At 70.7% G+C, this 23,484-nt stretch carries 18 protein-coding genes and 1 tRNA gene; 7 read left to right on the top strand and 12 right to left on the bottom strand.

The annotated features are described in order from the left end of the window. Nucleotides 1-82 precede the first annotated feature (82 nt). Nucleotides 83-1,306: a cytochrome P450 gene (locus IEY91_RS04385; protein ID WP_189172917.1), complete on the top strand. Its 1,224-nt coding sequence runs from the start codon at nucleotides 83-85 to the stop codon at nucleotides 1,304-1,306. Between the two features lie 181 nt (nucleotides 1,307-1,487). Here IEY91_RS04385 and IEY91_RS04380 read toward each other — a convergent pair. Continuing rightward, nucleotides 1,488-1,572 (bottom strand) — tRNA-Leu (locus IEY91_RS04380). Nucleotides 1,573-1,722: 150 nt separating this feature from the next. Between IEY91_RS04380 and IEY91_RS04375 the strand changes: the two genes are divergently transcribed. Then, nucleotides 1,723-3,057 carry a DUF2254 domain-containing protein gene (locus tag IEY91_RS04375; RefSeq protein ID WP_189172916.1) on the top strand — a complete coding sequence of 445 codons (1,335 nt, stop codon included), beginning with the start codon at nucleotides 1,723-1,725 and terminating at the stop codon, nucleotides 3,055-3,057. A gap of 127 nt (nucleotides 3,058-3,184) precedes the next feature. Here IEY91_RS04375 and IEY91_RS04370 read toward each other — a convergent pair whose 3' ends face one another. From IEY91_RS04370 to sucC, 3 genes are all read right to left on the bottom strand, one after another. Next, nucleotides 3,185-4,771 (bottom strand): aldehyde dehydrogenase family protein, encoded by a 1,587-nt coding sequence (locus tag IEY91_RS04370; RefSeq protein WP_164318527.1) that lies wholly within the window; start codon nucleotides 4,769-4,771, stop codon nucleotides 3,185-3,187. 191 nt (nucleotides 4,772-4,962) lie between these two features. Further along, nucleotides 4,963-5,862 (bottom strand): succinate--CoA ligase subunit alpha, encoded by a 900-nt coding sequence (gene sucD, locus IEY91_RS04365; protein WP_189172915.1) that lies wholly within the window; start codon nucleotides 5,860-5,862, stop codon nucleotides 4,963-4,965. Nucleotides 5,863-5,872: 10 nt separating this feature from the next. Then, nucleotides 5,873-7,012, bottom strand: a complete 1,140-nt coding sequence (gene sucC / locus IEY91_RS04360) for an ADP-forming succinate--CoA ligase subunit beta (protein ID WP_189172914.1) — start codon at nucleotides 7,010-7,012, stop codon at nucleotides 5,873-5,875. Nucleotides 7,013-7,179: 167 nt separating this feature from the next. On the opposite strand from sucC, the gene IEY91_RS04355 reads away from it, so the two are divergent. The 5 genes from IEY91_RS04355 to IEY91_RS04335 all read left to right on the top strand — a co-directional run bounded on the left by IEY91_RS04355 (nucleotide 7,180) and on the right by IEY91_RS04335 (nucleotide 15,301). Then, nucleotides 7,180-8,871 (top strand): thiamine pyrophosphate-binding protein, encoded by a 1,692-nt coding sequence (locus IEY91_RS04355; protein WP_189172913.1) that lies wholly within the window; start codon nucleotides 7,180-7,182, stop codon nucleotides 8,869-8,871. 12 nt (nucleotides 8,872-8,883) lie between these two features. Then, on the top strand, nucleotides 8,884-10,113 hold the full coding sequence (gene frc, locus IEY91_RS04350; protein ID WP_189172912.1) for a formyl-CoA transferase: 1,230 nt from the start codon (nucleotides 8,884-8,886) through the stop codon (nucleotides 10,111-10,113). Between the two features lie 72 nt (nucleotides 10,114-10,185). After that, on the top strand, nucleotides 10,186-12,366 hold the full coding sequence (locus IEY91_RS04345; RefSeq protein WP_189173131.1) for an acetate--CoA ligase family protein: 2,181 nt from the start codon (nucleotides 10,186-10,188) through the stop codon (nucleotides 12,364-12,366). 120 nt (nucleotides 12,367-12,486) lie between these two features. Next, the gene (locus tag IEY91_RS04340) at nucleotides 12,487-13,875 is read left to right on the top strand and encodes an OFA family MFS transporter (protein WP_164328028.1); all 1,389 of its coding nucleotides are present in this window, start codon (nucleotides 12,487-12,489) and stop codon (nucleotides 13,873-13,875) included. 1 nt (nucleotide 13,876) lies between these two features. Further along, nucleotides 13,877-15,301, top strand: a complete 1,425-nt coding sequence (locus IEY91_RS04335; protein ID WP_189172911.1) for an OFA family MFS transporter — start codon at nucleotides 13,877-13,879, stop codon at nucleotides 15,299-15,301. A gap of 93 nt (nucleotides 15,302-15,394) precedes the next feature. Here the strand turns inward: IEY91_RS04335 and IEY91_RS04330 are convergent, their stop codons facing one another. The 8 genes from IEY91_RS04330 to IEY91_RS04295 all read right to left on the bottom strand — a co-directional run bounded on the left by IEY91_RS04330 (nucleotide 15,395) and on the right by IEY91_RS04295 (nucleotide 23,446). After that, a complete protein-coding gene (locus IEY91_RS04330; protein WP_164318537.1) occupies nucleotides 15,395-16,465 on the bottom strand; it encodes a sugar phosphate isomerase/epimerase family protein in 1,071 nt (356 codons plus the stop codon). A gap of 230 nt (nucleotides 16,466-16,695) precedes the next feature. Continuing rightward, nucleotides 16,696-18,090, bottom strand: coding sequence for an alkaline phosphatase family protein (locus IEY91_RS04325; RefSeq protein ID WP_189172910.1), 1,395 nt, complete (start codon nucleotides 18,088-18,090; stop codon nucleotides 16,696-16,698). Further along, a complete protein-coding gene (gene eboE / locus IEY91_RS04320; RefSeq protein ID WP_189172909.1) occupies nucleotides 18,087-19,295 on the bottom strand; it encodes a metabolite traffic protein EboE in 1,209 nt (402 codons plus the stop codon). Before eboE ends, IEY91_RS04325 begins: the two co-directional genes overlap by 4 nt. 3 nt (nucleotides 19,296-19,298) lie before the next feature. Next, nucleotides 19,299-20,153, bottom strand: a complete 855-nt coding sequence (locus IEY91_RS04315; RefSeq protein WP_189172908.1) for a TatD family hydrolase — start codon at nucleotides 20,151-20,153, stop codon at nucleotides 19,299-19,301. Beyond that, nucleotides 20,153-21,064 (bottom strand): EboA domain-containing protein, encoded by a 912-nt coding sequence (locus tag IEY91_RS04310; RefSeq protein ID WP_189172907.1) that lies wholly within the window; start codon nucleotides 21,062-21,064, stop codon nucleotides 20,153-20,155. Before IEY91_RS04310 ends, IEY91_RS04315 begins: the two co-directional genes overlap by 1 nt. Next, entirely contained in the window at nucleotides 21,061-22,026 is a 966-nt protein-coding gene (locus IEY91_RS04305) for a sugar phosphate isomerase/epimerase family protein (protein WP_189173130.1), read from the bottom strand. Before IEY91_RS04305 ends, IEY91_RS04310 begins: the two co-directional genes overlap by 4 nt. Nucleotides 22,027-22,040: 14 nt before the next feature. Continuing rightward, nucleotides 22,041-23,261: a UbiA family prenyltransferase gene (locus IEY91_RS04300; protein ID WP_189172906.1), complete on the bottom strand. Its 1,221-nt coding sequence runs from the start codon at nucleotides 23,259-23,261 to the stop codon at nucleotides 22,041-22,043. Continuing rightward, nucleotides 23,258-23,446, bottom strand: coding sequence for a hypothetical protein (locus IEY91_RS04295; protein WP_229696699.1), 189 nt, complete (start codon nucleotides 23,444-23,446; stop codon nucleotides 23,258-23,260). The genes IEY91_RS04300 and IEY91_RS04295 overlap by 4 nt, the downstream gene beginning before the upstream one ends. Nucleotides 23,447-23,484: the final 38 nt, after the last annotated feature.

Here is a 23,484-nt window from a genome sequence, read left to right as displayed (position 1 = left end):
TACCCCGCCGATCGGCCCAGGACGGGTCGCAACCGCCGCCACGAGGCGGGGATTTCAGCAGACTTAAGGAGAAAGATTCATCGTGTCGGAGCAACTCGTCAGCCTGGCCCCCGAATCCATCAGCGACCCGACAAAATACGCGGAGCTGCGTGAGAAGGGCCCGCTCGTCCACGTTTCCCTGCACGGCCTCGACACCCCGGTCTGGCTCGTCACGGGTTACGAGGACGCCAAGGATGCCCTGACCGACCCGCGCTTCGTCCGCGACGCCACGAAGCTGGCCGGCCAGGAGGGCCCCAGCATCGCGGACCAGATGATCGCGGCCTACGGCCTGCCCGCCGAGTACGCCCAGTACCTCGGCATCCTCGTGCTCGCCGACGGCGAGGAGCACGCCCGCGTCCGCAACCTGCTGGTCCGCTCCTTCACCGCCCGCCGCGTGAACGCGCTGCGCCCGCAGCTGGAGAAGGTCACCGAGGACCTGTACACGGCGCTGAAGGCCAAGGGCGAGGCCGACCTCGTCGGCGAGTTCGGCTATGCGATCGCCGCCACGGCCATCTGTGAGCTCATGGGCGTGGACGCGGCCGACCAGCCGACCGTCCAGGGCTTCATCCAGGGCTACGCCTCGGGCGACCCGGAGCACTTCATCCCCGCCATCCAGGGCATCGTCGAGTTCTGCAAGGCGCTCATCGCCAAGCGGACCGCCGAGCCCGGCGAGGACCTGGTCTCCGGCCTGCTCCAGGACGAGGGCGACGAGAAGCTCACCGAGACCGAGATCATCGCGGTCTTCCTGCTCCTCATCAACACGGGCATCGCGCCGCCGGCGCACTTCCTGAGCGAGGCCGTCCTCGCGCTGTTCGACCACCCGGAGCAGCTGGCCAAGCTGCGCGCGGAGCCGGAGCTGCTCGCCACCACGGCCGTTCCGGAGCTGCTGCGCTTCGCCAGCGCCGTGCCGATGGGCGCGCCGCTGTACGCGACCGAGGACCTGGAGTTCAAGGGCTGCCCGATCAAGGCGGGCGAGGTCGTCAACGCCTCACTGAAGGGCGCCAACCACGACCCGGCCGAGTACGAGGAGCCCACCGCGCTCGACGTCACCCGCAAGCTCGGCAGCGGCGTGGGGCACGTGGCCCTCGGACACGGCCCGCACTACTGCATCGGCGCCGCGCTCGCCAAGCTGGAGACGGAGATCGTCCTCAACCAGCTCCTGATCAAGCACGAGGGCCTGTCCCTCGCGGTCGACCGCGAGGACCTGGTGTACGCGCCCGTACCCGGCGAGGGCATGCACCTCACCGGCCTGCCGGTGCGTTTCTGAGCCCCGTCCCAGCACCGCGACCTCCCCGGGGGAGGGCTCCTCACGAGCCCTCCCCCGGGGCTTTGGGCATCTGCTGTCGCGCACAAGTGCCGCCGGCTCGGCCCGCGCCTCACCCCCGACCACCAAACACAAATGGTGCTGGCCGAGAGTCGGCCAGCACCATCCATGGGTTTACTGTCTGTGTCCGAGGGGGGACTTGAACCCCCACGCCCGATAAAGGGCACTAGCACCTCAAGCTAGCGCGTCTGCCATTCCGCCACCCGGACTAGGTGTCTGCCGCCCTGCGGGGTGTTCCCCGTGGCGACGAAGACAACAATACCAAGGTTTCGGAGTGCCTTTCACCTGCGTATCCGCGGCCTGCGCCGGACCGCCGCGCGCCGCGCCGGATCATGGCCGACCGCACCTAAGGTTTCACCATGAGTGACGGTCTGCTTACGGGAGCGCTGGGTGAGGTGCGGGTCCGGCGGCCCCGGATGCTGTCCCCGCTGCGCGAGCATCTGCGGGACACGATGTGGTTCGCGCCCACGGTGGGGCTCGTCGGCTCCATGGTGCTGTGGTGGGCCGCCGCGGAGCTGGACACGGAGCTGGTGAGGCTCCTTCAGGACGACGAGGAGTACGACACCCTCAAGGACCTCAACCAGGTCGCCGAGGACACGAAGGTCGTGATCAGCACCATCGGCTCGGCGATGATGACCTTCATCGGTGTCGTCTTCAGCATCTCGCTGGTGGCCGTGCAGATGGCCAGCGGCCAGTTCAGCCCCCGGGTCGTCCGGCTCTACGTCCGCTCCCGGATCACGAAGATCACGCTGACGGTGTTCCTGGCCACGTTCCTCTTCTCCTTGATGACGCTGACGTCCTTCGAGAGCGAGCAGGACCCGCGCCTGGTGACGAACGTGCCCCTGGTCGAGGGCGTGCTCGCCCTCCTGATGGTGCTGCTGAGCCTGCTCCTCTTCGTGGCGTACGTGAACGGCACGCTGCGGATGATGCGCATCGGCTTCGTGATCGACCGCATCGCGCGCGAGTCGTTCCGGGTGGCCCTGAAGCACCCCACCGAGGAGGTGCCGGACGACGGCCGCCTCGGGCCCGAGACGGCACGGATCACCCATGAGGGCCGGGCCGGGGTGCTGCGGGACGTGAACATCGCGCGGGCGGTGCGGGCCGCCCGCCGGCAGGGCGCCGTCCTGCGGCTGCTGCCGCGGATCGGGGACTTCGTCGTGCCGGGGACACCCGTGTTCGCGGTGCACGGCGGGCCCGCGCCCGGCCGCCGCGCGCTGCGGTACACCGTCTCCGTCGGAGTGGAGCGCACGTTCCACCAGGATCTCGGCTTCGGCCTCCGGCAACTGTCCGACATCGCGCTGCGCGCGCTGTCCCCGGCCGTGAACGACCCGACGACCGCCGTGCAGGCCCTGGACCGCATCATCCAGTTCCTCGCGTCGGTCGCCCCCTACCCGCTGGGCGCGCTCCACCATCGCGACCGGCGCGGGACGGTACGCCTCGTGCAGCCCGTGCCCAGCTGGCCGGACCTCGTCGACCTCGGGCTCACCGAGATCCGGGCCTGCGCGGCGGGCCACCCCCAGGTCACCCGCCGCATGCTGGCCGGCATCGACGACCTGCTCCTGCTCGCCCCCGCGGACCGTCGGGCACCACTCGTCCGGCACCGTGCGCTCCTGGCGCAGGCGGTGGAGCGGATGGTCCCGGAGGCCGCGGACCGCGACTTCGCCCTGCTGCCGGACCGGCAGGGCATCGGCTGACCGGCACGGCGACAGGGCGACAGGGCGACAGGGCGACAGGGCGACAGCCAAGGGTGGCGCGCACCGGGCCGCCGACGGTGGGGTGAGCGGGGGCACGGCAACACAGCCCCGTGCCCCCACCCCGCCCTCACGCCATGAGGTGGTAGCTGGGGAAGTTCCCCGGCGCCCGCTCCCCCACCGCGCCCTGCGTGACGGCCCGCACCAGCAGCTCCCCGCCGACGAACGCGCCCCGCCACGAAGCGCCGAACCCGCCGAACAGCTCCTCGCGGTCGCCACGCGAACGCGGCTTGCCCCGGCCCGTCTTGAACGCACGGATCTGCGGAGCGAGGCGGTCGTACGTCGCCTGGTCGTCGGTGGACAGGGTGGCGACCAGGGCGCCGTTGGACGCGTTCATGGCGGCGAGCAGCTCCGCCTCGGTGTCGACGAGCACGATCGTGTCGACCGGCCCGAACGGCTCCGCGTGGTGCAGCGGGGACGAGGGCGGCGGTGCGAGGAGCGTGACCGGGTGGACGTACGCGGAGGTGTCCTGGCCGGGCAGGAAGAGGCCGGTGTCGGGTGCTCCGCGGTACAGCGGCACGGCGCCGCGATCGACGGCCTCCGCGACGTGGTCGGTGAGTTCCTTGGCCTTGGCCGCGTTGATCAGCGGGCCGAAGTCGAGCTGCGGGAAGGGGTCTTCGGGCCCGGCGACCGCGAGCGGGTGGCCGACGCGCACCGTCCGCACGGCGGGCAGATATGCCGCGAGGAAGGAGTCGAACAGCTCGCGTTGGACGACGAAGCGCGGATAGGCCGTGCAGCGCTGTTTGCCGTAGTCGAAGAGCTTGGGGATCACCGCCGCGAGGGTGTCCCAGTCGCTGTAGTTCCAGATGCCCCAGGTGTTGAGTCCCTCCTGTTCGAGGATGTGTCGTTTGCCGAGGTCGGCGACGGCTGTGGCGACCGCGGCTCCCGTGTCCCGGCCGCCGACGAAGGAGACGCAGCCGATCTCGGGGGCGCGCACGAGCGCTTCGGACAACTCGCCGCCGCTGCCGCTGACGAGGGTGACGGGAATCCCTTCGCGGGCGGCGAGCGCGCCGGCCAGAGTGAGACAGGAGACGCCGCCGTCGGTCGGGGTCTTGGCGATGACCGCGTTCCCTGCCAGTGCCTGTACCAGCATTGCGTGAACGAGCACGCTCATCGGATAGTTCCAACTCGCGATGTTGGAGACGGGGCCGTCCAGCGGGGACCTGCCGTCGACCATCGGCTCGATGCCGTCGACGTACCAGCGCACGCCGTCGATCGCCCGGTCCACGTCGGCCTGCGCGAGCCGCCACGGCTTGCCGATCTCCCAGACGAGCAACAGGGCCAGGAGTTCCCGGTGTTCGGTGAGGGCGTCGAGCGTGGCGGCGACGCGGGCGCGACGCTCCGGCAGCGGGACGTGGCGCCAGGCGCGGTGCTGGTCGAGCGAGGCGCGCACGGCCCGGCGCGCGGCGGCCGCGTCGAGCCGGGGCGGGCCCGCGATGGGGCTCCCGTCGACGGGGCTGGTGGCGGGCAGCGGGCGGCCGTCGGGGCGCCAGCCGCCGTGCCAGAGGTTCAGGACGCGGTCGTCCCGGAAGGCCTCGGGCGCGGCGGCGAGGCAGCGCTCCCAGGCGTCGGGCCAGGCCGTCTTGGCCTTGAGGACTTTGGGGACCTGGAGGTCGGGAGAGCTGGGGACGGGGTTGTTGTCGAGGGTGGATGCCATTCGGTTCTCTCCGCTCACGGTGCACAGTCGGGGCGGGGGGTGCATGGCTGTTCCTGCGCGGCGGCGCCGCCGGTGGTGCGTGGTGCCGTGCCGCGGGAGTGACGGTAGTGGAGCGGCGGTCCGTCACCTATGAGTGAGGTCACTCGCCCCGCACCCTGCGTGGGGTCACGCACTCCACAGCCTGGGTGAGGTCACTCGGTCCGCGGCCGAGCCGGACCGGCGAGCCGTTCAAGGACCAGCTCGGCGGTCTCCGTCGGCGTCCCGCCGACCCGCACGCCGACGGCCTCCAGCGCGGCCTTCTTCGCCTGCGCGGTGCCGGACGAGCCGGAGACGATGGCGCCCGCGTGCCCCATGGTTCGGCCCTCCGGTGCCGTGAACCCGGCGATGTACGCGACGACGGGCTTGCTCACGGACTCCTGCACGTACGCCGCCGCGCGCTCCTCCGCGTCACCGCCGATCTCCCCGATCAGGACGATCAGTTCGGTGTCGGGGTCGGCCTCGAAGGCGGCGAGGCAGTCGATGTGCGTCGTACCGACGACGGGGTCGCCGCCGATGCCCACGCAGGTGGAGAAGCCGATGTCGCGCAGCTCGTACATGAGCTGGTAGGTGAGGGTCCCGGACTTGGACACCAGGCCGATGCGTCCGGGCTTGGTGATGTCGGCGGGGATGATGCCCGCGTTGGCCTGGCCGGGGGTGATCAGGCCGGGGCAGTTGGGGCCGATGACGCGGGTTCCGTGCCGCTCGGCGTACGCGTGGAAGGCGACGGAGTCGTGCACGGGGATGCCTTCGGTGATGACGACGGCGAGACCGATCCCGGCGTCCGCCGCCTCCATGACGGCGGCCTTGCTGAAGGCGGGCGGCACGAAGACGACGGTGACGTCCGCGCCCGTCGCCTCCATGCCGTCGAGCACGGATCCGAAGACGGGTACGGCGCGGTCGTCGAAGTCGACGCTTCGGCCGGCCTTGCGGGGGTTGACGCCGCCGACGACGTCCGTGCCGGCGGCGAGCATGCGGCGGGTGTGCTTCATGCCCTCGGCGCCGGTCATGCCCTGGACGAGGACCTTGCTCTCCTTGGTCAGAAAGATGGCCATGGCCGGCTCCTCAGGCTGCGTGGGCGAGTTCGGCGGCGCGCCGCGCGGCGCCGTCCATGGTGGTGGCCTGTTCGACCAGAGGGTGGGCGCGTTCGTCGAGGATGGCGCGCCCCCGGGCGGCGTTGTTGCCGTCGAGGCGGACCACCAGGGGCTTGGTGAGGCGTACGGAATCGAGGGCGCGCACGATGCCGTCGGCGACCGCGTCGCAGGCGGTGATGCCGCCGAAGACGTTCACGAACACGGCGGTGACGGACGGGTCGGAGAGGATGACGGACAGGCCGTCGGCCATGATCTGCGCGGACGCGCCGCCTCCGATGTCGAGGAAGTCGGCGGGCCGCGCGCCGCAGCCCGCGACGACGTCGAGGGTGGACATGACGAGGCCCGCGCCGTTTCCGATGACGCCGACCTCGCCGTCGAGCTTGACGTAGTTGAGCCCCTTGGCGGCCGCGGCCGCCTCAAGGCCGCCCCTTTCCCGGTCCTGCGTCTCGTCTCTCGCGTCCCAACGTGCCTGCCGGAAGCGCGCGTTGTCGTCGAGGGTCACTTTTCCGTCAAGTGCGAGGATCTCCCCGCGCGCGGTGCGCACGAGCGGGTTGACCTCGACGAGCAGCGCGTCCTCGCGGATCAGTACGTTCCACAGCGCGGCCAGTGTGTCGGCCGCCGCGTCGGGCAGTCCCGCCGCGGCGGCGATCTCGGCGGCCTTCTGCCGGGGCACGCCTTCGAAGGGGTCGATCGGTACGCGGACCACCGCCTCGGGCCGGATGGCGGCCACCTCCTCGATGTCCATGCCGCCCTCGGCGGAGGCGATCGCGACGAATCGGCCCTGGGTGCGGTCGAGTACGTACGAGACGTAGAACTCGCTGTCGATCTCGACGGGTTGGGCCAGCATCACCGCGCCGACCGTGTGCCCCTTGATGTCCATGCCCAGGATCTGCCGGGCCGTCAGTTCCGCAGCGGCCGGGTCGGCGGCGAGTTTCACGCCACCCGCCTTGCCCCGGCCGCCGGTCTTGACCTGGGCTTTCACGACGACGCGACCGCCCAGACGCTCGGCGCACGCGCGTGCCTCCTTGGCCGAGTCGGTGACTTCGGCGCGCGGCACCAAGATGCCGTATTCCTCGAAGAGTTGCCTTGCCTGGTGCTCGTACAGGTCCATTTCCGGCTCCTGTCTGGAAAGTGCCGCACGCCCCCTGGACACCACCCACCGGATGCGGGATAACAAGCTTCATACAGTATTCGTCGACTGTATGCAATGTACTGCGAGGGCGCCCCGAGCGCGGAACAGCGCACTCCAACTCCCCTACGAAGGGACAGGACTTCGCCATGCCCGACGACAGCAGCGACAACAACACCCTCATCTCCGGTGGGCATCTGGTCGCCAAAGCTCTCAAGGCGGAGGGTGTGGAGGTCATCTACACCCTTTGCGGCGGCCACATCATCGACATCTACGACGGTTGCGTCGACGAGGGGATCGATGTCGTCGACGTACGCCACGAGCAGGTCGCCGCCCACGCGGCCGACGGATACGCGCGGATCACCGGCAAACCCGGCTGCGCCGTGGTGACGGCGGGCCCCGGCACCACCGACGCCGTCACCGGCGTCGCGAACGCCTTCCGCGCGGAGTCCCCGATGCTGTTGATCGGCGGCCAGGGAGCCCACACCCAGCACAAGATGGGCTCACTGCAGGACCTGCCGCACGTCGACATGATGACGCCCGTCACTAAGTTCGCCGCGACCGTGCCGGACACCGCGCGCGCGGCCGACATGGTGTCCATGGCGTTTCGCGAGTGCTACCACGGCGCTCCGGGACCCTCCTTCCTGGAGATCCCCCGCGACGTGCTCGACGCCAAGGTCCCCGCGGACAAGGCACGCGTCCCGCGCGCGGGGCACTACCGTGCCTCGACCCGCTCGGCGGGCGACCCCGAGGCGATCGAGAAGCTCGCCGACCTCCTCGTGCACGCCGAGAAGCCCGCCATCCTCCTGGGCAGCCAGGTGTGGACGACGCGCGGCACGGCGGAGGCCATCGAGCTCGTCCGCGCCCTCAACGTGCCCGCCTACATGAACGGCGCGGGACGCGGCACACTGCCTCCCGGAGACCCGCACCACTTCCAGCTCTCGCGGCGCTACGCCTTCTCCAACGCCGACCTCATCGTCATCGTGGGCACGCCCTTCGACTTCCGCATGGGATACGGAAAACGCCTCTCTCCGGAGGCGACGGTCGTCCAGATCGACCTCGACTACCGCACGGTCGGCAAGAACCGCGACATCGACCTCGGCATCGTGGGCGACGCGGGCCTTGTCCTGAAGTCCGTGACGGCGGCCGCCTCCGGTCGCGTCAACGGAGGCGCGTCCCGGCGCAAGGAGTGGCTCGACGAGCTGCGGGCCGCAGAGCAGACGGCCCTCGAGAAGCGGCTGCCGAGCCTCAGGTCCGACGCCTCCCCCATCCATCCGTACCGCCTGGTGAGCGAGATCAACGACTTCCTCACCGAAGACTCGATCTACATAGGCGACGGCGGCGACATCGTCACCTTCTCCGGGCAGGTCGTCCAGCCCAAGTCGCCGGGCCACTGGATGGACCCGGGACCGCTCGGCACGCTCGGCGTCGGCGTGCCCTTCGTGCTCGCCGCCAAGCAGGCACGGCCCGACAAGGAAGTGGTGGCCCTCTTCGGAGACGGCGCCTTCAGCCTCACCGGCTGGGACTTCGAGACGCTCGTGCGCTACAACCTGCCGTTCGTCGGCATCGTCGGCAACAACTCCTCGATGAACCAGATCCGTTACGGCCAGAAGGCCAAGTACGGCACGGAGCGCGAACGGGTCGGCAACACCCTCGGGGACGTCCACTACGACAAGTTCGCCCAGATGCTGGGCGGTTACGGCGAGCAGGTCCGCGACCCCGCCGACATCGGCCCGGCGCTGCGCCGCGCCCGCGAGTCCGGCAAGCCCTCGCTGATCAACGTGTGGGTCGACCCGGACGCGTACGCCCCCGGAACCATGAACCAGACCATGTACAAGTGAGGTGACACGGCCGTGACCAAGGCTCTCGAAGGCATCCGCGTCCTGGACATGACCCATGTCCAGTCCGGTCCCTCCGCCACCCAGCTCCTCGCCTGGCTCGGTGCGGACGTGGTGAAGCTGGAGGCACCGACCGGGGACATCACGCGCAAGCAGTTGCGCGACCTGCCGGACGTGGACTCGCTCTACTTCACGATGCTCAACTGCAACAAGCGGAGCATCACCCTCAACACCAAGACCGAGCGCGGCAAGGAGCTCCTCACCGAGCTGATCCGCCGCTCGGACGTGATGGTCGAGAACTTCGGCCCGGGCGCCGTGGACCGCATGGGCTTCACCTGGGAGCGCATCCAGGAGATCAACCCGCGCGTCGTCTACGCCTCGATCAAGGGCTTCGGAGACGGGCCCTACACCAACTTCAAGGCCTACGAGGTCGTCGCCCAGGCCATGGGCGGCTCCATGTCGACCACCGGCTTCGAGGACGGCCCGCCGCTCGCCACGGGCGCGCAGATCGGTGACTCCGGGACCGGCATCCATGTCGTCGCCGGCATTCTGGCCGCCCTCTTCCAGAGGGAGAACACCGGCCGCGGACAGCGCGTGAACGTCGCCATGCAGCACGCCGTGCTCAACCTGTGCCGCGTCAAGCTGCGCGACCAGCAGCGCCTCGCGCACGGGCCGCTCGCCGAATACCCCAACGACGACTTCGGGGACGAGGTGCCCCGCTCCGGCAACGCCTCCGGCGGCGGGCAGCCCGGGTGGGCCGTCAAGTGCGCTCCCGGAGGGCCCAACGACTACGTGTACGTCATCGTGCAGCCCGTCGGCTGGAAGCCCATCACGGAGCTCATCGGACGCCCCGAACTCGCCGAGGACCCCGAGTGGGCCACCCCCGAGGCGCGGCTTCCGCAGCTCACCAAGATGTTCCAGCTCATCGAGGAGTGGTCCTCGACGCTGCCCAAGTGGGAGGTCCTGGAGCGCCTCAACGCCCACAACATCCCGTGCGGCCCGATCCTGTCCACCAAGGAGATCATCGAGGACGCCTCGCTTGTGACCAACGAGATGGTCGTCGAGGTCCCGCACCCCGAGCGCGGCTCGTTCACCACCGTGGGCTCGCCGCTGAAGCTCTCCGACTCCCCCGTGAACGTGGTCAGTTCGCCGCTGCTCGGCGAGCACAACGAAGAGGTGTTCATCGGCGAGCTCGGCCTCGGCGACGAGGAACTGCGCCTGCTCAAGTCGAACGGAGTGATCTGATTGAGTGCCCAGGACCACCTGAGCGCGCAGGACCGCCCGAGCGGGGACAAGCGCCTGAGTGGGGATGACCGCCTGAGTGGGGATGACCGCCGCACCCGGGTGCGGACACTGCTCGACTCCGTACGCGCCGACGGGCGTACGTCGCTGACGGCACCCGAGGGCAAGGTGCTCGCGGACGCGTACGGAATCGCCGTCCCCGGGGAGGAGCTGGCGCGGGACGTCGACGAGGCCGTGGCGCACGCCGCGCACTTCGGCGGGCCCGTAGTCCTGAAGATCGTCTCGCCGGACATCCTGCACAAGACCGACGCGGGCGGTGTGGTCGTGGGCGTGCAGGGCTCCGCGGACATCCGGGAGGCCTTCCACCGGATCGTCGCCAACGCGCGTGCGTACGCGCCCGATGCACGCATCGACGGCATACAGGTGCAGGAGCTGCTGCCGTCGGGCCCGGACGCGCAGGAGGTGATCGTCGGGGCGGTCACCGACCCCACCTTCGGGAAGGTCGTCGCCTTCGGTCTCGGCGGAGTGCTCGTCGAGGTCCTCAAGGACGTCACGTTCCGCCTGGCGCCCGTCGACGCCGACGAGGCCCTCTCGATGCTCGACTCGATCGGCGCGGCCGAGATCCTGCGCGGGGTGCGGGGCGCCCAAGGAGTGGACCGGTGGGCGCTGGCCGAGCAGATACGCCGGGTGTCCCAACTGGTCACCGACTTCCCCGAGATCGCGGAGGTCGACCTCAATCCGGTCATCGCGACTCCGCAGGGCGCGCTCGCCGCCGACATCCGCGTCATCCTCGCCACCGAGCAGCCCAAGCAGCGGCGAAAGTACACGCGCGACGAGATGCTGGCCTCGATGCGGCGGCTCATGGAGCCACGCTCCGTCGCCGTCATCGGCGCGTCCAACGAGCCGGGGAAGATCGGCAACTCGGTGATGCGCAACCTCATCGACGGCGGCTTCTCCGGGGAGATCCATCCGGTGAACCCCCGGGCCGATGACATCTTGGGCCGCAAGGCGTACAAGAGTGTTACGGACGTCCCTGGTGAGGTGGATGTGGCGGTCTTCGCGATCCCCGCCAAGTTCGTCGCGGCCGCGCTCGAGGAGGTCGGGCGCAAGCGCATCCCGAACGCCGTCCTCATCCCCTCGGGGTTCGCCGAGACCGGTGAACACGCCCTCCAGGACGAGATCGTGGCGATCGGGGAACGTCACGGCGTGCGGCTCCTCGGGCCGAACATCTACGGCTACTACTCGACGTGGCAGAACCTCTGCGCCACGTTCTGCACGCCCTACGACGTCAAGGGCCCGGTGGCGCTCACCTCGCAGTCCGGCGGCATCGGGATGGCCATCCTCGGCTTCGCACGCACCACGAAGACGGGTGTCTCGGCGATCGTCGGACTCGGCAACAAATCGGACCTCGACGAGGACGACCTGCTGACGTGGTTCGGCGAGGACCCCAACACCCAATGCATCGCCATGCACTTGGAGGACCTCAAGGACGGCCGGGCCTTCGTGGAGGCCGCGCGCGCCACCGTGCCGAAGAAGCCCGTCGTGGTCCTCAAGGCGGGCCGCACCGCCGCGGGCGCGAAGGCCGCCGGCTCGCACACGGGCGCCCTCGCGGGCGACGACGCCGTCTACGACGACATCCTGCGGCAGGCCGGAGTCATCCGGGCCCCGGGGCTCAACGAGATGCTGGAGTACGCGCGGGCGCTGCCGGTCCTGCCGACGCCCAAGGGCGACAACATCGTCATCATCACCGGGGCGGGCGGCTCGGGCGTGCTGCTCTCCGACGCGGTGACTGACAACGGCCTGAGGCTCATGGAGATCCCGGCCGACCTGGACGCGGCCTTCCGGAAGTTCATCCCGCCGTTCGGCGCCGCGGGCAATCCCGTCGACATCACCGGCGGCGAGCCCCCCTCGACGTACGAGGCGACGATCCGGCTCGGCCTGGAGGATCCGCGCATCCACGCGCTCGTACTGGGCTACTGGCACACCATCGTCACCCCTCCCATGGTCTTCGCAGAACTAACGGCCCGCGTGATCGCCGAGTTCCGTGGACGCGGCATCGACAAGCCCGTCGTCGCGTCGCTCGCGGGCGACGTCGAGGTGGAGGAGGCCTGCCAGTACCTCTTCGAGCGAGGCGTCGTGGCGTACCCGTACACGACGGAGAAGCCGGTCGCCGTACTCGGCGCGAAGTACCGGTGGGCCCGGGCGGCCGGGCTTCTGGACGGCGGCCGGGCCGTTGGAGGGCAGTCGATGACGTGACCGGTGCGGGAGCCGGCCGGCGGTGCGCGTCGGCCGGCCCCGGGACCCGTGCGCACACGAAAGGAATTGGACAGGGGGCGCTGGCCAGGATCTTTTCGACGCAAGGGGTGCTCAAGCGACATGACGACAACCGACATACGCACCGCCGTCCCCTACCGGGAGGTGACGGACTCCAACGGCCGGATGTATCGGGTCGGCGAGACCGACATCGACATCATGGGCCGCAAGCGGAAATGGATGGTCATCCTGCCGTGGGTGGGCATGATGGGCATCAGCTCGGCCGAGTACGCGTTCGCCTCCGCCGAGGACACACTGCACACCGCGCATTCCTGGAGCAGTCTGCACATCTTCTGGATGCTCGGGGTCTGGGTCTTCTTCCAGGCCGCGGTGGCCTTCCCTGCGGGCAAACTGCGGGAGAGCGGGAAGCTACCGGCACGCTGGGCCATGATGTTCGGCGCACTCGGCACACTGTTGGGCTATCTGTCACTGGCGTTCGCGCCGCACGTGGTCGTCGCCTACATCGGCTTCGGCATGTTCAGCGGCATGGGCGCCGGCATGGTTTATGCCACCTGCGTGAATATGGTCGGCAAATGGTATCCGGAACGAAAGGGAGGAAAGACCGGATTCGTCAACGGCGGATTCGCCTACGGCTCGGTGCCGTTCGTTTTCATCTTCACCGGATTCATGGACCTGACGAACTTCCGCTGGGTGCTCGTGTCCGTCGGCCTCTTCCTGGCGGCGATGGTCGCCGTGGCGGGCTACTACTTCCAGGATCCGCCGAAGAACTGGTGGCCGGCCGACGTGGACCCGCTGCGGCCGCCGGACGACCCACGGGCCAGGCGCGCCCTGGAGATGAACCCGCCCGCCGTGAAGCAGTACACGCCGAGGGAGGCGTGGCAGACCGGTCGAGTCGGGCTGATGTGGTTCTGTCTGCTCTGCACCTCGGGTGTGAACATCTTCGGCATCGCGTTCCAGGTGGACATCGGAGAGGACGCCGGATTCGCCGGCGGAATCGTCGCCACGGCCATGTCCCTCAAGGCGATTGTCAACGGCACCGGTCGCGGCGTGATCGGCTGGCTCTCGGACCGCTACGGGCGCAAGCGCTGCCTCATCTTCGTCTGCATCGTCCTCGGACTCTCGCAGTACGGAATCCTGTGGTCGGCGGAGATCAAGAACCTGCCACTGTTCCTGATCTTCTCCAGCATCTCCGGCTTCGGCGGAGGCGCCATCTTCCCGATGTTCGCGGCCATGACGGCGGACTATTTCGGGGAGAACAACAACGCCTCCAACTACGGCCTGGTGTACAGCTCCAAGCTGGTCTCCGGACTTCTCGGATCCGGCATGGGTGCCGTCGTGGTGAGCAACTGGGGCCACACCGGCGCATTCACTCTGGCCGGGTCCATTTCCCTGTTCGCCGGATTCATCGCGCTCTTCCTTTCCCAGCCGGGAAGGCCGAAATCCAAGGACATCAAACCCAATCCACAACCCCTCGGTGAGGAGATGGCTTGATATGACGGCGGAGCCCATCGCCGGAAAGAACGCGCCGGGCAGCACTGACGCGTCGCACCATTCGCACGAGCCGCAGCAGTCCAGGAAGTCGCAGCAGTCGCACAGAGAGATCACGGACGAACGCGGGCGTGTGTACCGCGTCGGCGAGAGCGACCGGGACATCCTCGGCCGTCCCCGCTGGACGATGGTGGTCCTCCCCTGGGTGGCCATGATCGCCATCAGTGTCTTCGAGTACGCCTACGGGGCCGCCGAGGACACCCTGTCCGCGGCGCATCACTGGACGTCGTCGAACACCTTCTGGGTGCTGAGCGTCTGGATCTTCTTCCAGGCGGGTGTCTCCTTCCCGGCCGGGAAGCTGCGCGAGAAGGGCGTCCTGACGAGCCGCAAGGCCATGCTGGTGGGCTCGGTCCTGTCGCTGCTCGGGTTCGTCAGCCTCAGTCACGCACCCAACGTGGCGGCGGCGATGGTCGGCTTCGGCCTGCTCGGCGGGGTCGGCTCGGGGTTGATCTACTCGACGTGCGTGAACATGGTCGGCAAGTGGTACCCCGAGCGGCGCGGCGGCAAGACGGGCTTCGTCAACGGAGGGTTCGCCTACGGAGCGGTGCCCTTCATCTTCCTGTTCTCGTACGGCTTCGACACGTCCAACTACCGCACGGTGCTGGACCTGGTGGGCTTCTACGTCCTCGCCGTGACCCTGGTGGCGGGCATGTTCTTCAAGGATCCGCCGAAGAACTGGTGGCCGGCCGACGTGGACCCGCTGCGGCCCAGCAGCGACCCGCGCACGGCCGTGGCACTGGCCAAGAACCCGCCCTCGGTACGGCAGTTCACCCCTGGTGAGGCGTTACGCACCGGAGTGGTGCCGCTGATGTGGGTGTGCATACTGTGCTGCGCCGGAGTGTCGATCTTCGGGATCTCCTTCCAGGTGCCGTTCGCCAAGGAGATGGGTTTCGGCCCGCTGATCGCGGCGTCGTCGATGGGCGTCATGTCGGTGATCAACGGCACGGGGCGTGGCGTGGTGGGCTGGCTCTCCGACCGCCTCGGACGGCAGCGCACCCTGACGTACGTGTGCGTGGCCCTGGCCATGGCACAGTTCGGCGTCCTCTGGGCGGGCGAGATGCACAACCAGCCGCTGTTCCTGGCCTTCGCCTTCCTGTCGGGCTTCGCGGGCGGCGCGTTCTATCCGCTGTTCGCGTCGCTCGTACCCGACTACTTCGGAGAGAACAACAACGCGTCCAACTACGGCATGGTCTACAGCGCGAAGCTCGTGAGCGGCCTCTTCGGAGGCGGCATGGGTGCGATGGTCGTGGACTCCTGGGGCTATGTCGGCGCCTACACGATGGCCGGTGCGGTGTCGCTGCTCGCGGCGGGGCTGTCCCTGCTGCTGCGGCAACCGGGGGTCCCACGCGCGCGGGCGATCGCGGCATAGCGTCCCCGCCGTGTGTTCCAGGGGGAGGCGGTTCCACTCACCGTGACTGGCGGGTGGAACCCCCTCCCCCTGTGTGCGCGGCCCCACCGCGACTCAGTCGCCGCAGCGCTCCCGCAGGGAGTGCAGGTGCGCGCTGGACTTCCGGGCGAACGCGTAGGACTCCGCGGGATTGTCGTGCTCGGCCTGCCAGTGGTGGTAGCGGCGCCCGCCGTGCGTGCGGGCGGTCACCTTCGACAGGAACCTCTTGTAGTCGATGTTTCCGTCCCCGACGTCCACCATGCGGTAGCCGTCGCGGGCGGAGTCGTCACGGATGCCGTCCTTGACGTGGAACAGCGGGTAGCGGTGCGGCCGCTTCAGGACGTAGTCCAGCGGGTCGAAGGGCCGCGGTGTGCCGTCCACCTGCTTGCCGAAGCGGAACTGGGCCGAGTACGCCCAGTAGATGTCCATCTCCAGGTACACGTAGTCCGGATCGGTCTCGGACAGCAGCACGTCGTAGAGGCGCACGCCCGGCTTGTCCGTGGCGAAGGAGAACTCCTCGGCGTGATTGTGCTGGTAGAACTTCATGCCCCGCGCGCGTGCCGCCTCGCCGTACGTGTTGAAGTCCTCCGCGGCCCGCTTCCACGCGTCGACGGTAGCGCCGTACCGGAAGGGCCCCGAGGCGGTGCCGATGTGCTTCAGGCCGAGCGCCTCGGCGTCGTCGAGGACCTTGGTGAGGTTCTGCGCGAACGTGTACGCGTTCGGGTTGCCGTTGTCGTAATAGCCGACGTGGCTTCCGATCGGGTGCAACCCGTGATCACGGGCGAGCCGCTTGAGCTGCGCGAGGGTGATGGGGCCGGCGGAGCCCTGGGTGTACCCGGCGAACTCGACCTCGTCGTACCCGTATCTCTCCAACTCGGCGAAGACGGTCGCGAACCCGGCGGTGGAGACCTTGTCGCGGAGGCTGTAGAGCTGGACGCCCAGGCGGCCCGGCGGCAGGACGGGACGGCCGCGGCCCTTGCCCGACGCCTGCGCTTCGGCGGAGCCCGTGGCGGCGGTCGCCGGGCTCGCGGCGGCCGCGGTGCCGACGAGGGCGGCCGCGCTCGCGCCCGCCGCGACGCCGAGCATGCCGCGCCGGCTGAGTCTGTGGGCGAGTTCGGGGTCGTCCGGTGTGTGCTTGCGGGTCATGTGGTTCTCCCTGCAGTGGAGGTCGGGGGCGGATCAGGGATGGGTTCGAATCGCGGATCAGGGCGGGATCAGGGGCGGACCCTGATGGCGTGGGCCGTGCCCTCTGGTTCAGTGGAAATCGTTCGGAACGCGGCTCGAACGTGATGCGGGACGCGGCGGACACAGCGCTGGTCCCGTGCGGATCTCGCGGTGCGCCACCGCCACGGACATCACGGTGCGGACCGCGGGGTTCAGTGCAGGCCTGCGAGCCGGAGCAGCAGTGATTTCACATCGGTGGCGTCGACGTGGCCGGTGACGGCGTGGGGGGTGGAGCAGAGGATGAGTGGGCTTTCGTTGGAGTTTGTGGGGAGGCGGCCGTGGCTGCCGCGAATAGGTGAGGGGTCCAGGGGAACGACCGCCATGCGGTAGCGCATGCCGAGCTTCTTGCGGGCCAGGGCGCCCGCGGCCTTGAGCCGCACATAGGGGTCCTGGGGGTCCATGAAGAGCTCGACGGGGTCGTAGCCGGGCTTGCGGTGGATCTCGACGAGCTGCGCGAAGTCGGGCGCGCGGGCGTCGTCGAGCCAGTAGTAGTACGTGAACCAGGCGTCGGGCTCCGCGATGGCGACGAGTTCCCCGGAGCGGGGGTGGTCGAGGTGGTGGGCCTTCTTGCCCTCGTCGTCGAGGAGCTGCTCGATGCCGGGCAGCCCGTCGAGGGCGGCGCGGGTGGCCTCCAGGTCCTCGGGGCGGCGCACGTAGATGTGGGCGATCTGATGGTCGGCGACGGCGAAGGCGCGGGACGCCATCGGGTCGAGGTATTCCATGCCGTCCTGGGTGTGGACTTCGAGGAGTCCGGCGCGGCGCAGGGCGCGGTTGATGTCGATGGGCCGGCTCACACGGGTGATGCCGTACTCGGACAGGGCGACGACGGTGCGGCCTTCCGTCTTCGCCTGGTCCAGGAGGGGGGCGAGGGTGGTGTCCAGGTCGGCGGCGGCCTGGTGTGAGCGCGGGTCGTCGGGGCCGAAGCGCTGCAGGTCGTAGTCGAGGTGAGGGAGGTAGCACAGGGCCAGGTCGGGGTGCCGGGTGGTGAGGATGTGGCGGGTGGCGTCCACGATCCATTGGCTGGAGACGATGTCGGCGCCCGGGCCCCAGAAGTGGAAGAGGGGGAACGTGCCGAGTTTGTCGGTGAGTTCGTCGTGCAGGGCGGGTGGCCGGGTGTAGCAGTCGGGCTCTTTGCGGCCGTCGGCGTAGTAGACGGGACGGGGGGTGACGGTGAAGTCGGTGTCGGCGCCCATGGCGTACCACCAGCAGATGTTGGCGACGGTGTAGCCGGGGTGCGCGCGGCGGGCGGCGTCCCAGAGTTTGTCGCCGGCGACGAGGCCGTTGTGCTGGCGCCACAGCAGGACGTCGCCGAGTTCGCGGAAGTACCAGCCGTTGCCGACGATGCCGTGCTCGGCGGGGTGGGTGCCGGTGAGGAAGGTGGACTGGGCGGCGCAGGTGACGGCGGGCAGGACGGTGCCCAGCGGCGCCTGGGAACCGGACCTGGCCAGGGCGGTGAGGTGGGGCATGTGGTCGAGCAGCTGGGGGGTGAGGCCGACGACGTCGAGGACGAGCAGCGGGGTCGGCCCGCCCGGCGCGGGAGGTGTCATGGCAGTTCCTTCAGGCCGAGGTCCGTCAACAGGTCACGGGCGAGGGTGAGTTCGGCGGCGATCCCGTCGGCGAGCTGGGGGCGGGCGCGCGGGCGCAGTTCGGGCGGGAGCGCCTGCCAGGTGTAGGTCTCGACCTCGAGGTGGCGGGTGCGCGGGTGCGGTCCGCCGACGAGCCGGGTGAGTGTGTCCTTGAGGACGGGGAGCGTGGAGGTGAGCGGTGCGGCGGGGGTCGCGTGCAGCGGGACGTGGAAATGCGCGCGCCAGGGCGCCGAGTCCGGCAGAGCCTGCCGGGTGAGGGCTTCGCCCAGGTCGTCGGTGCCGCGCAGGGCGGTGGCGACGAGGGTCCCACCGGTCGTGGGGCCCTCGGGTTCACGGGGCAGGGTGCGGGTCTGGTGCAGGAAGCGGGGTTCGTCGAAGGCGGCGAGCGCCGCGCGTACTTCCGGCAGATGGGGGTGTTCGGCGTGCAGGGCGGCGGAGAGCTGGGACTTGACGACGGGGATGTCGGCGGCGGCGAGGGCGTCGAGCGCGGTCCCCGGGTCCTCGAAGGAGGTGGCGAGGTGGCAGGTGTCGACACAGATGCCGATGCGGTCGTGACCGACCGCGGCGAGGGGGGCGATGGCGTCGCCGGTGGTCTCGACGGTGCAGCCCGGTTCGGGTTCGAGGCCGATGCGGATGGACTTGCCGGTCAGTTCGGCCAGGGCGTCCAGGCGTTGGGCCAGCGTGACGAGGGCCGCTCGGGCTTCCTCGGCGCGGGCTGCGTCGAAGGTGGTGCGCCAGCCGAGCGGAAGGGTGGAGATGGTGCCCTCGGTGACGTCGTCCGGCAGCAACTGGGCGAGGACCCGGGCCAGGGCGGTGGTGTGGGCGAGGCGTTCGGGGTCGGCCCAGTCCGGCTTGTAGACGCGGTACTTGACCTCTTCGGCGCCGAAGCCCTCATAGGGGAAGCCGTTGAGGGTGACGACTTCCAGGCCGCGCCGGTCGAGTTCCGTGCGCAGTCCGCGCAGCGCGGCCGGGTCGGTGACCAGGGCGTGCGCGGCGTCCTTGGCCAGCCACAGGCCGATTCCGATGCGGTCGCGGCCGAGCCGCTTGCGGACGGGCTCGCAGTGGTCGCGCAGTTGCGCCAGGACGCCGTCGAGGGTCTCGGCGGGGTGCACGTTCGTGCAGTAGGCGAGGTGGACGGTGGACCCGTCAGGGTGGCGGAAGCGCATGGCTCACGCACCGCCGCGAAGGATGGAGTTGCCCTCGTGGGTGTCCGTGACGTCCGTGTCCGTGACGTCCAGGGCGAGGCGGCCGCTGAGTCCGTAGAAGGCCACGGGGTTACGCCACAGCACCTGGTCGACGTCGTCGTCGGAGAACCCGGCGTCCAGCATGGCGTCGCCGACCTTGCGGGTCTTCAGCGGATCGCTCTTGCCCCAGTCCGCGGCCGAGTTGACCAGGACCTTCTCCAGGCCGTGGGTGTGCAGGATCGCCACCATCCGGTCCTCGTCCATCTTGGTGTCCGGATAGACGGAGAAGCCGAGCCAGCAGCCCGCGTCCTTGGCCTCCTTCACCGTGGTCTCGTTGAGGTGGTCGATCAGGACCCGCTCCAGGGGCAGCTCGGACTCCCGTACGACGTCGAGGGTGCGGCGCAGGCCCGCCAGCTTGTCGCGGTGTGGGGTGTGCACCAGGGCGGGCAGCTCGTGGTCGGCGGCGAGCTGCAACTGGGTGGCGAGGGCGGTGTCCTCAGCGGGGGTCATGGAGTCGTAGCCGATCTCACCGACGGCGACGACGTTGTCCTTGACGAGATAGCGGGGCAACAGGTCGAGGACGGGCGTGCACCGCGGGTCGTTCGCCTCCTTGGGGTTGAGGGCGATGGTGCAGTGGTGCGCGATGCCGTACTGGGCGGCGCGGAAGGGTTCCCAACCCAGGAGGGAGTCGAAGTAGTCGACGAAGGACGCGGGCGAGGTGCGGGGCTGGCCGAGCCAGAACGCGGGCTCGACGACGGCGCGGACACCGGCCTCGTACATCGCCTCGTAGTCGTCGGTGGTGCGGGAGGTCATGTGGATGTGGGGGTCGAAGATACGCATCAGGACTCCTGCTCCTCGCCGGTGGACGTCGAAGGGGCCGCGATGGGCGCGGGGGCGGTCGGGCCGGCCTGGCTGGTCGGTGCCAGGCCGTCGGGGCCGCCGGTGTCGGCGGACGCCTGGCCATCGGGGCCGGAGGGTGCCTGGCCGTCCGTGCCAGTGGGTGCCGGGGCCCCGCGGCCGTTGGCTGCCGACGGGTCGGTCAGGGCCAGGACGCGGTACAGATCGCCGGGGACTTTGCGGCCGGCGGCGGTGCGTTCGTCGGCGTAGTCGCCGAGCATGCGGGCCAGTTCGGCGTCCGCCCGGGCGCGGCGCGCGAGCCCGGCGACGGCGTCCACGGGCACCCCGGTGAACAGGCACTTGAGGACGGCTTGGCGCCAGTCGTGCGGGGCCAGGTGCGTGGCGGCGTAGGGGCCGAGGGCGGCGGCGACGAGGCGGGTGTCGTTGGTGCGCAGCGCGTCCTCGATCAGGGGCAGCGCGTCGGGGCCCGGTACCAGACGCGGCAGGGAGCGCAGTACGGCGCGGCGTTCGGTGGCGGTGCCCTGTTCGTAGAGCCTGGTCAGGGTGCCGGTCCCGGCATGGGCGGCGTACAGGAGGAGCAGCCGGGCGGTGTCGGCGTGGTCGGGGCCGCAGCGGCGGCCGGCCTCGGCGAAGCGCAGCTCCCAGACGGGGGTGGTGGCGGGTGCAGAGGGCCGGGCGGAGCCGGGGGGCACTCCGGCAACGGCTCCGGCGGCCTCGGCGGGTCCGGTGGCCTCGGCTCCGGAGACTCCGGTCGTCTCGGCGGCTTCGGTGGCTTCGGCGGAGGCGTGCGTGGTGGCTTCGTCGGTGGCCTGGTCCAGCCAGGCGCGGGCGGCGCCGCCGAGGACGGTGTCGAGGTGGGAGCGGAGGTCGGCGACGGCGGGGAGCTCGGTCACGAGGTTCCTCCTGGGGCTGAGGCCTCGTGGGCCGTCGGCGGGGTGGCGGCGAGCTCGTCCGCTCGGCGCAGGAACTCAAGGGATTGGGAGGCGAGTTGGGGGCCCGCGTGGGAGTGGCGGGGCAGTTCGACGACGGTGAGGCCCTGGTAGCCGGTGGCGGCAAGGGCGCGCAGGACGGGCGGGAAGTCGATCTCGCCGTCGCCGAACGGCAGGTGTTCGTGGACGCCGCGGCGCATGTCCTCGATCTGGACGTGCCGCAGCCAGGGCGCGGCGGCACGGACGCAGTCGGCGGGCGACTGCGGCTCCAGGCACTGGCAGTGGCCGATGTCGAGGGTCAGGCCGAGGGGTTCGGGGTCGCCGAGCAGGAGACGGAGGTGGTGGAAGTCGGCGAGCGTGCCGAGCAGATGGCCGGGTTCGGGCTCGATGGCGAGCGGTACACCGGCGCCGGTCGCGGCGTCGAGGACGGGGGCGAGCGTGTCGGCGAGGCGCTGCCAGGCGGTGGCCTCGGGGGTGCCGTCGGGGGTGATGCCGCTGAAGCAGTGGACGGCGTGGGCGTCCAGGTCGGCGGCGACCTGGACGGCGCGGATGAGCAGGCGTACGCGGTCGGCGCGGCGCTGGGGATCGGGGTCGAGCAAGGAGGGGCCGTGTTTGCGGCGAGGATCGAGGACGTAGCGGGCGCCCGTCTCGACGGTGGCGGTCAGGCCGAGCCTGGTCAGCCGCCGGGCGACACGGCGGGTGCGGGCGGCCAGGTCGGGGGCGAGGGGGTCGAGGTGCATGTGGTCGAGGGTCAGGCCGACACCGGAGTAGCCGAGGTCGGCGAGCAGCCCGAGGGCGTCGTCGAGCCGGAGGTCGGTGAGCCCGTTGGTGCCGTAGCCGAACCGGAGCCGGTTGGGGGCGCCCTCCGCGGCCGGTTCGCCCGCGACTCCCGCACCGCTGCCCACGGTTCCGGCGCCGCCGCCCATGGCTTCGTCGCCGCTCACGTGACGCTCACCTTGCGGGCGAAGCGGCGGGCCGCGGGGGCGAGGGCAGCCGTGAACAGGGCACTGCCGAGTGATCCGGAACGGGCTGCGAGGGCGGCCTGGAGCGGGATCAGGGCGCGGATGCCGCCGCCGACGGCGCGTTGGGTCAGGGGAGGTGAGGGGTTCAGGGCCGCGTGCAGGTAGGGCCGAGCGGCCGTGGTCGCGTAGGCCGCGGTGAGGGCGACGGTGGTGCCCGGCAGGGCGGCGGTGGCTGCGGTCCGCCGGCCTGCCGGGGGTCGGGGGGAGTACGCGACGGCGTGGCCGAGGGCGAGGGTGGTGGCGAGGGCACCCAGCGGGGCTCCGGTCGAACCACCTTGGGTCTCGTGGCGGGAGACCGCGGTCACGGCGAGGGTGTGGGCGGCGAGGGTGCCTGCGGCGGGCAGGGCGGAGAGGACAACTGCTCCTGTCGTGCAGGCGGCTGCCCCTCCGGGACGGACGGCTGCCCCTCCGGGCCGTGCGGCGCGGGCGGCTGCCGCCGGGCCCGACCGGTGGTGCCCCTTGGCCGCGGCCGTGGCCAAGGCCCTGGTGACACCCGTGCCCGTGGCGGTGCCCCCGGCCCTGGTCGCACCCGCGCTCGCAGCCGTGATGGCGGCCGTGCTCGCACCCGTCGTCGCAGCCGTGCTCGCACCCGCGATGGTGGGCTTCCTCGCACCCGTCGTCGCGGCCGTCCTCGCAGCCACGGTGGCGGATGTCCTCGCGCCCGCGGTGGCGGGCCCGCTCGCAGCCGCGGTGGCCGCCGTGGCCGTGGCCCCCAGCAGCAGGTCGAGGCCTCGCGCCGCCGCCATCGCCACCGGTCCCGCGGGGGTGCGTTTGAGGCCCAGGTCGTAGGCCCAGACCGTGCCGGCCAGGGCGGTGGCGGTGGCCAGGGCGGGGCGGCCCGCGCGGGCGGCCAGGGCCAGGCCGCCGGCGGTGAGTGCGACCGCTGCGGTGAGCGCGGCGGTGGGGGTGACGCGGCCCGACGGGAGGGGGCGGTGCGGGCGGTCGACGGCGTCCTCGGCGCGGTCGGCCCAGTCGTTGAGGGCCATGCCGGCTTCGTACAGACAGAGGGAGGAACCGATGGCGAGGAAGGTGCCCCGGCTGGGGCGCAGGCCCGTCGCCGCGGCACCCGCCAGGGCGTCGCCGGGGACGGTGAACAGGGCGGGCAGGCGCAGGAGTTCGGCCCAGGCGCGGAGGTTCATGAGGCCTCCCCGAGCCGCACCGACACCTGCGATACCCGCACCGCTACCGGCGCCTGCGCAAGCACCGGGTCCGGCACCGGCAGCACCTGCGCCCTTGCCTGCGTCTGCGCCCGCGCCGACACAAGTACCGGCTCCGCGACCGACACTGGCAGCTCCAGCTCCAGCGCCGCCACCGGTACCAGCACCGCCACTGGCGCCTGCGCCGGCCCCGGCCCCGGCACCC

Source organism: Streptomyces lasiicapitis (assembly GCF_014646335.1).
Taxonomy (GTDB): domain Bacteria; phylum Actinomycetota; class Actinomycetes; order Streptomycetales; family Streptomycetaceae; genus Streptomyces; species Streptomyces lasiicapitis.
This window is presented reverse-complemented; position numbering and strand designations above follow the sequence as displayed.